Source organism: Vibrio harveyi NBRC 15634 = ATCC 14126 = KCTC 12724 (assembly GCF_001591145.1).
Lineage (GTDB): Bacteria > Pseudomonadota > Gammaproteobacteria > Enterobacterales > Vibrionaceae > Vibrio > Vibrio harveyi.
Map to the genome: position 1 here is coordinate 1 of NZ_BCUF01000090.1, position 7,281 is coordinate 7,281.

Below are 7,281 nucleotides of genomic sequence, written 5' to 3' on the forward strand. Positions count from 1 at the left end.
CCCCTAAAACGATTTTATCTCGAACAAAATTTAACCGCGAAAGATCAACAGACCCTAAAAACCGCAGTACTTTCAACAGGGAAATGTTATGAAAAGCAGCTACACCCCACTCAACTTTGGGCTTGGTGAAACCATCGATATGCTCCGAGACCACGTCAACGCGTTCGCCACCGAGCATATCGCCCCCATCGCCGCAGACATCGACCGCGACAACCAATTCCCCAATCATTTGTGGTCCAAGTTTGGTGAAATGGGTTTGCTTGGCGTAACCGTCGACGAAGAGTTTGGCGGTGCAGGCATGGGCTATCTTGCTCACGTTGTCGCGATGGAAGAAATCAGCCGAGCTTCGGCGTCTGTCGCACTCAGTTACGGCGCACATTCCAATCTTTGTGTTAACCAAATCTTTCGCAATGGCTCCCCTGCTCAACGAGAAAAGTACCTACCTAAACTCATTGATGGTTCTCACGTCGGTGCATTAGCCATGAGTGAGCCGAACTCAGGTTCTGATGTGGTTAGCATGCAGCTGCGAGCCGAAGATAAAGGCGACCACTATCTGATGAACGGCAACAAAATGTGGATCACTAATGGTCCTGATGCCGATACCTTAGTAGTTTACGCGAAAACCGATCCCAGTGGCGGCTCTCGCGGTATTACCGCTTTCATTATTGAGCGGGAGTTTGAGGGCTTTAGCCATGCGCAGAAGCTCGACAAACTTGGTATGCGCGGCTCCAACACCTGCGAATTGGTGTTCCAAGATTGTATCGTGCCTAAAGAAAATGTGTTGGGAGAACTAAACCGTGGTATCGAAGTGTTAATGAGCGGTTTGGATTATGAACGCGTGGTATTAGCAGCCGGTCCACTTGGCATCATGCAAGCCTGTATGGACGAAGTGATTCCGTATGTTCATGACCGCAAACAGTTCGGCAAATCCATCGGTGAATTCCAACTAGTGCAAGGAAAGCTTGCTGACATGTATTCACGCATGAACGCCGCCAAAGCTTATGTTTATACCGTTGCTGCCGCCTGTGACCGAGGTGAATGCACGCGTAAAGACGCCGCTGGCGTGATCCTCTACAGCGCCGAACTTGCCACGCAAATGTCCCTCGATGCCATTCAGCTGCTAGGCGGCAATGGCTACATCAACGAATACGCGACTGGGCGATTACTCCGTGACGCCAAACTGTATGAGATTGGTGCTGGCACTTCTGAAATTCGCCGCATGCTGATTGGACGAGAGCTGTTCGAAGAGTCTCGCTAACCCACCGACAAGGAAGTCACTATGGCAATCATTAAAAGTAAAACCAAGCCAACCGACGAGCTGTTTTTGTCGAATAAAGCGGTCATAACCGAGTTGGTAAACAACCTTAATGCCAATATTAAAGCCATCAAGCAAGGTGGCGGACAAAAAGCCATTGACCGCCAACGCCTGAAAGGAAAACTGCCCGTTCGTGAACGTGTTATGAACCTTTTGGATGAAGGCAGCGAGTTTCTTGAAGTCGGACAATTCGCCGCGTGGAACGTCTACGAAGAATCAATTCCATGCGCAGGTGTCGTCGCGGGCATTGGCACCATTAAAGGCATTCAATGCATGGTGATCGCCAACGATCCTTCCGTCAAAGGCGGCACCTACTACCCACTCACGGTTAAAAAGCATCTGCGTGCGCAAGAGATCGCTCAACGTTGCCAATTACCCTGCGTCTATTTGGTGGACTCTGGCGGCGCGAACCTCCCTCATCAAGCTGAAGTCTTTCCTGATAAAGAGCATTTTGGCCGGATCTTTTTCAATCAAGCCAGAATGTCGGCACAAGGCATACCTCAAGTCGCGGTTGTAATGGGGCTGTGTACCGCAGGTGGCGCTTATGTACCTGCGATGGCAGACGTTTCCATTATGGTCAAAGAGCAAGGCACCATCTTCTTGGCAGGTCCACCGCTGGTAAAAGCCGCTACGGGAGAAATCGTCACCGATGAAGAATTAGGCGGTGCCGACGTGCATTGTCGCAAGTCTGGCGTTGCCGATTATTACGCAGAAAACGACCAACATGCATTACAGCTTGCACGCGAAGCTATCTCCAATACCAATCAATCACTCCCCATTCAAAGCGACAAACCCGTGTTGCCACCACGTTATGATGCAGAAGAGATGTACGGCATCGTCAATGCGAATCTGCGCTTGTCTTTTGATGTTAGAGAGATCATCGCTCGTGTGGTCGATGACTCAGACTTCGATGAATTCAAAGCTCTTTATGGCAAGACCTTAGTATGTGGCTTCGCACGAATTCACGGCCATCTGATTGGCATTGTGGCGAACAACGGCATCTTGTTTTCTGAGTCCTCACAGAAAGGCGCGCACTTTATTGAACTGTGTGCCAAACGCAAAATTCCCCTACTGTTTTTGCAAAACATCACTGGGTTTATGGTGGGCAAAAAACTTGAAGCAGAAGGTATTGCCAAGCACGGTGCGAAACTGGTGATGGCGGTTGCGTGTGCGGATGTGCCTAAGTTCACAGTGATTATTGGCGGCTCTTACGGTGCAGGCAACTACGGCATGTGCGGTCGTGCTTATGACCCAACCATGATTTGGATGTGGCCAAACGCACGAATCTCCGTCATGGGCGGAGAACAAGCCGCTGGCGTGCTCACTCAAGTACGTCGAGAAGTGAAGAAACGCCAAGGTGAAGAATGGCCAGAGCCCGAAGAAAGTGCATTCCGAGAATCTATCGTAGACTTGTATGAGTCTCAGGGGCATCCCTACTACGCCAGCGCGCGTTTATGGGATGACGGCATCATCGACCCAAAAGAGACGCGTCAAGTATTGGCTCAAGCCTTAAAAGCCGCGCTCAATGCGCCAATTCCTGACAGCAACTTTGGCATATTCAGAATGTAGAAATGTAGAGAAGAAAGGACGTCACATGCAGGATCATCAACCGAGTATCATCCCCAACACCCAACGACAAGATGAAGTACTTTGGAACGTCGATGAATTCGGCGTCGCAACGCTTACGCTCAATCGCACAGAGAAGCACAATGCGTTTGATGCTTGCATGATTGATTTGCTGATCCACAGACTGGATTACCTCGCTTTGCGTACCGATGTTCGCTGCTTGGTGCTTCGAGGAAACGGCAAACATTTCTCCTCTGGGGCTGATTTGAATTGGATGAAATCCATGGCAAGTAGCACCAGAAAGCAAAACCTAGAAGACGCGCAGAACCTTGCACGCCTGATGCATACACTGGACGCTTTCCCTCAGCCTACTATTGCTGTTGTGCAAGGTTCCGCTTTTGGTGGCGCATTGGGCTTGATCTGTTGCTGTGATATCGCCATCGCAGCGGAGAATGCGAACTTCTGCTTGAGTGAAGTCAAACTGGGGCTGGTTCCCGCAACCATCTCTCCTTATGTCATGCGAGCAATGGGCAACCGACAAGCTCGTCGTTACATACTCAGCGCCGAAGTGATTAACGCCACCAAAGCTGAAAAGTTTGGCATTGTGCATGAGGTTCATAAGCTGGATAAAATCGAAGCCGTAGTAGAAAGCTTGATTGATTCTTTGCTGCTCAATAGCCCAGATGCGATGCGAAAAGCCAAAGCGTTATGCCATCAATGCCACCAAAATCCGATTGATGGTCAGCTTATTCAATACACGAGCCAGCTTATCGCCGACATTCGCGTATCGCCGCAGGGACAAGATGGCTTGCAAGCCTTTCTGGAGAAACGAGAACCGGGTTGGATAAACAAGCCAGCTAAGGGCAAGAAATGAATTTGCCAAACAAGGTAAATATTGTCGAAGTGGGTACGAGAGACGGTCTGCAAAACGAATCACCGGTGTCCACGCAAGCCAAGATCCGCTTAGTCGACTTGCTCTCTGATACAGGACTCACCCATATTGAGGCAGGCTCTTTTGTGTCGCCTAAATGGGTACCTCAAATGGCGGACTCACTCGATGTTATGAAGAAAATCACCCGCCGCCACAACGTCACCTACTCAGCCCTAACGCCCAACGTGCAAGGTTTTGAACAAGCATTGAAAGCTGGCGCTAACCAAGTCGCGATCTTCACCTCCTCATCGGAGGGCTTTTGCCAACACAACATCAATTGCTCGATTGCGGATAGCCTTACCCGCTTTGAACCAGTAATGGAATTGGCAGCAAAGCATAACATTCCCGTTCGGGGTTACTTATCTTGCGTTGCAGACTGCCCTTACGACGGACCAACCAAGCCCGAGCAAGTCGCAAGAGTTGCCAACCTGCTGATGGAATTAGGTTGCTACGAGGTTTCACTTGGAGACACCATAGGTACAGGCACGCCGATACGCATCGCTAAAATGTTAGAAGCCGTACAAGTAAAAGTCCCAACCAATAAGCTTGCGGTGCATTTTCACGACACATGGGGACAAGCGTTGGCGAATATCTACCAAGCCTTAACAATGGGCATCAATACCATCGATAGTAGTGTGGCTGGGCTTGGTGGTTGCCCTTACGCTCATGGCGCTTCAGGTAATGTTGCTACCGAAGATGTGCTCTACCTTTGCCAAGGCTTAGGAATCGAGACCGGAGTAGATTTGGAGTTGCTCGCAAAAGCAGGATGGATGATCAGTGAAGAATTAAACCGCCAGCCTACCTCGAAGGTATCGATGGCGTTAAAGCAGCGTTAATCATAAAACAAAAAAGCAGCCTTGCTTAACAGGGCTGCTTTGCACCTTCTAAGTAAGATGAATTTTAGATAAAAAAGGCGTTAAAACTTGTAAGTAGAACCAACATACCAAGAGCCAATAGACTGGTCGTAATCTTTAATCGGAGTTTCTAGCGTGTAATGGTCAACTTCATAGCCTGCACGGAATGCAAGACCGCCTAGCATTACTGGCGCATATTCCAAGCCAATACCGAGGCGAACCGTGCCGCCATCATCTTTATGATTGTAGTTTTTGCCTGTGATATTTTCTTTTACTTCGTAACTGATTGAACCTAAACCAAGCGTCGCAAAAGGACGCAGCCCATTGTTGAATGTGTAACCGACATTTGCTGCTACAGTAAACGTATCGTGGCTTAGTTTTAGGGCTGAGATATTGTGCACTTTCACATCAGTATCCGCATATTTAGTGTATTGCGCTTCAATAGCAATAATGCGGTTGATTTGGTAGCCAGCAATCAATTTGTAAGCAGAGCCGTCTGTATCAGAGGTCAACGGAACGCTTCTTCCTGATTGTAGAGCGAGTTGGTGACTTACATCATTCATGAATCCCGCATCATCGAAATCAGTGCTTCCGACACCCGCACCAAGGTAAAAACCACTCACATCGTGAGCAGATGCAAAGCTAGAAACGAGTGCTGTAAGAAGAAGAGTCTTTTTCATTTTGAATTATCTTTACCGTGTTGTTTGTTTCGGCACACTCTAAAAGCAAGCTCAATCAATAACTAAACGGAAATCAAATTGTTTTTACATTTATATTTGCATATCCCTATTAAAAGAGAGGCTTAAAAAACGATCAAAAATATCAAACCAATGATTTTTAAAGGTTTATTTTCATTTAAACTGTCAGCTTGATTTATAAATTAATCTCGGTAGACTGTGCCGCTTTCAAAATAAAATTAGGTTCTCTTAACTTTTTAATCTCGTTTATCGAGATAGAAGTTGCCTTCTAAAAAGCCAATTTAGCAATGAAATCGATTCAGTTTTCAAACTTAACTTTAGAATGTGCAACAAGGACGTTACGTAATCAAAATGGAAATACAATAGTTCTCAGACCTCTTCCTTACGAGGTTCTTATGCTGCTCTTGCAGAAAAATGAGCCCGTATCCCGAGAAGAGCTTTTCGAGACATGCTGGGAAGGATTGGTCGTGACCGATCAAGCACTAACCAACGTGGTTTCGGGTCTGCGTCGTAATCTTCTTTCTTTGAAAGCACAAAAAGCGGAAATCAAGACCATCAGTAAAGTCGGTTATTTTATTCAAGCCGAATCCATTGAAGTCTTGCTACAACCAGTATCTCAGATTGCAGAGCCTGCTTCAGAAGCCATTCGCAATATTGAGAATGAAAGAGTAAAACACCCCCTTCGTGTGCAAAAGAAAGCCAGTACTTTTCTTCTTGCAACGGTGTATGTCATTAGTGCTCTTACCGCTTTACTCATCCTTTTATGTGTTAAGCCACTTTTTGTGAAGCCAAACTACATAAAAAAGGATAACTATAAACACCTAGTCGTTGGTCAAACCAATTTCTATTTGCATGACGCAACTCATGGGTTTATTTCTGCCAGTGATTTAAACCAGATACTCAATGAACTAGCTCAATCACAATGCAATGCGGACGTTTACATACGCCTTTTCCCCTCGATCTATGAGCCAAATACGATGGCTTTAACCATTTGGTTTCAAAAACCTAACGGAAATAAAAACCATGTGTATCGCTACTTTAATGTTCAGAGAGAGCACCTTCGACAATATATAGCTGACTCTTACGTAAATAAGGAGGCTATATGCGAATTTTAACGATTGTATTCGCAGCCATTGCGTCTGCATTTGCCGTCTATTACGGGCAATTTGAGGAGTACGATTTTAGCGGAACTCGATGGCGTTGTTCTGAAGCAAAGGCAGGTTTCACCTCTGCAGCATATCGTCAATATAAAAGCATCGAAGAGTATACAACTATCTATTTTCCTTCGAATACCAGCGTGATTTATTATCAATCAGGCGTGCTCAATCATAAGTCTGGTTTAAAAGAACCTTTTGAAATTGTACTCACAGCAAAAAATGACGTAGACGGTCAGCGAATTCAGCAAAAATTCAACACTGTCGATTGGAATCTGACACCAACAGAGTCTCCCCTGTTTATCAGAGATAAAGATAGTTTGGTCGGTTTTGAGTCTGATTTAAATTACTTTATTCAAGACGAACGTCTTTTCTTCTTCAACGCCAACGAAAGTGAAGATGTGAACATTCCTTGCCATAAAGTTTGATTGCTTGGGGTTAAATCTCGTAGTTAGCTTCGATTCCGATATCAAAGTGCAACGGCATGCGCCACTTAGCAAAAGGCAGGAAGCCGATGACCAATCATGCACAAAAAGCAAAAGGACCTTCTTAACGAGATACCTAACATTCTCTATTGACCTCTTGTGAAAACAGCCCAATTATGGCAGCTGATGAATATACCCAAGTGACTTCAAGGCGCTGGATTCAGAGCTTTGTCATTGATTCCCTATTTACCGAAAACAAGCAAGGAAAACAACGCAGCGTAATAGCCAGCTCTTTCCAAGTTGTTTGACTTAGCCATTGGTTTAATAGAAAAGCGAGT

7 protein-coding genes are annotated in these 7,281 nt (G+C 46.2%); 6 read left to right on the top strand and 1 reads right to left on the bottom strand.

What is annotated here, in order from left to right; genetic code table 11:
* Positions 1 to 88: 88 nt before the first annotated feature.
* From VHA02S_RS24130 to VHA02S_RS24145, 4 genes are read left to right on the top strand one after another with little or no spacing between them, the layout of a single operon-like run.
* The gene (locus tag VHA02S_RS24130) at positions 89 to 1,258 is read left to right on the top strand and encodes an isovaleryl-CoA dehydrogenase (RefSeq protein WP_038898719.1); all 1,170 of its coding nucleotides are present in this window, start codon (positions 89 to 91) and stop codon (positions 1,256 to 1,258) included.
* A gap of 21 nt (positions 1,259 to 1,279) precedes the next feature.
* Complete coding sequence (locus VHA02S_RS24135; RefSeq protein ID WP_038898720.1) at positions 1,280 to 2,884, top strand: carboxyl transferase domain-containing protein; 1,605 nt, start codon at positions 1,280 to 1,282, stop codon at positions 2,882 to 2,884.
* A 25-nt stretch (positions 2,885 to 2,909) separates the two neighbouring features.
* Positions 2,910 to 3,755 carry an enoyl-CoA hydratase-related protein gene (locus VHA02S_RS24140; protein ID WP_038898721.1) on the top strand — a complete coding sequence of 282 codons (846 nt, stop codon included), beginning with the start codon at positions 2,910 to 2,912 and terminating at the stop codon, positions 3,753 to 3,755.
* The gene (locus VHA02S_RS24145) at positions 3,752 to 4,648 is read left to right on the top strand and encodes a hydroxymethylglutaryl-CoA lyase (RefSeq protein WP_038898723.1); all 897 of its coding nucleotides are present in this window, start codon (positions 3,752 to 3,754) and stop codon (positions 4,646 to 4,648) included. The genes VHA02S_RS24140 and VHA02S_RS24145 overlap by 4 nt, the downstream gene beginning before the upstream one ends.
* An 80-nt stretch (positions 4,649 to 4,728) precedes the next feature.
* Here the strand turns inward: VHA02S_RS24145 and VHA02S_RS24150 are convergent, their stop codons facing one another.
* Positions 4,729 to 5,346, bottom strand: coding sequence for a porin family protein (locus VHA02S_RS24150; protein ID WP_009696165.1), 618 nt, complete (start codon positions 5,344 to 5,346; stop codon positions 4,729 to 4,731).
* A 305-nt stretch (positions 5,347 to 5,651) separates the two neighbouring features.
* Here VHA02S_RS24150 and VHA02S_RS24155 point away from each other — a divergent pair, with 305 nt between their 5' ends.
* On the top strand, positions 5,652 to 6,479 hold the full coding sequence (locus VHA02S_RS24155; protein ID WP_038898724.1) for a winged helix-turn-helix domain-containing protein: 828 nt from the start codon (positions 5,652 to 5,654) through the stop codon (positions 6,477 to 6,479).
* Entirely contained in the window at positions 6,467 to 6,946 is a 480-nt protein-coding gene (locus VHA02S_RS24160; RefSeq protein ID WP_005451582.1) for a hypothetical protein, read from the top strand. The genes VHA02S_RS24155 and VHA02S_RS24160 overlap by 13 nt, the downstream gene beginning before the upstream one ends.
* Positions 6,947 to 7,281 lie beyond the last annotated feature (335 nt).

Bases quoted from the DNA above. Each gene is read 5' to 3' on its own strand.
- VHA02S_RS24130 (WP_038898719.1), top strand. From the start codon at position 89: ATGAAAAGCAGCTACACCCCACTCAACTTTGGGCTTGGTGAAACCATC.
- VHA02S_RS24135 (WP_038898720.1), top strand. From the start codon at position 1,280: ATGGCAATCATTAAAAGTAAAACCAAGCCAACCGACGAGCTGTTTTTG.
- VHA02S_RS24140 (WP_038898721.1), top strand. From the start codon at position 2,910: ATGCAGGATCATCAACCGAGTATCATCCCCAACACCCAACGACAAGAT.
- VHA02S_RS24145 (WP_038898723.1), top strand. From the start codon at position 3,752: ATGAATTTGCCAAACAAGGTAAATATTGTCGAAGTGGGTACGAGAGAC.
- VHA02S_RS24150 (WP_009696165.1), bottom strand. From the start codon at position 5,346: ATGAAAAAGACTCTTCTTCTTACAGCACTCGTTTCTAGCTTTGCATCT.
- VHA02S_RS24155 (WP_038898724.1), top strand. From the start codon at position 5,652: ATGAAATCGATTCAGTTTTCAAACTTAACTTTAGAATGTGCAACAAGG.
- VHA02S_RS24160 (WP_005451582.1), top strand. From the start codon at position 6,467: ATGCGAATTTTAACGATTGTATTCGCAGCCATTGCGTCTGCATTTGCC.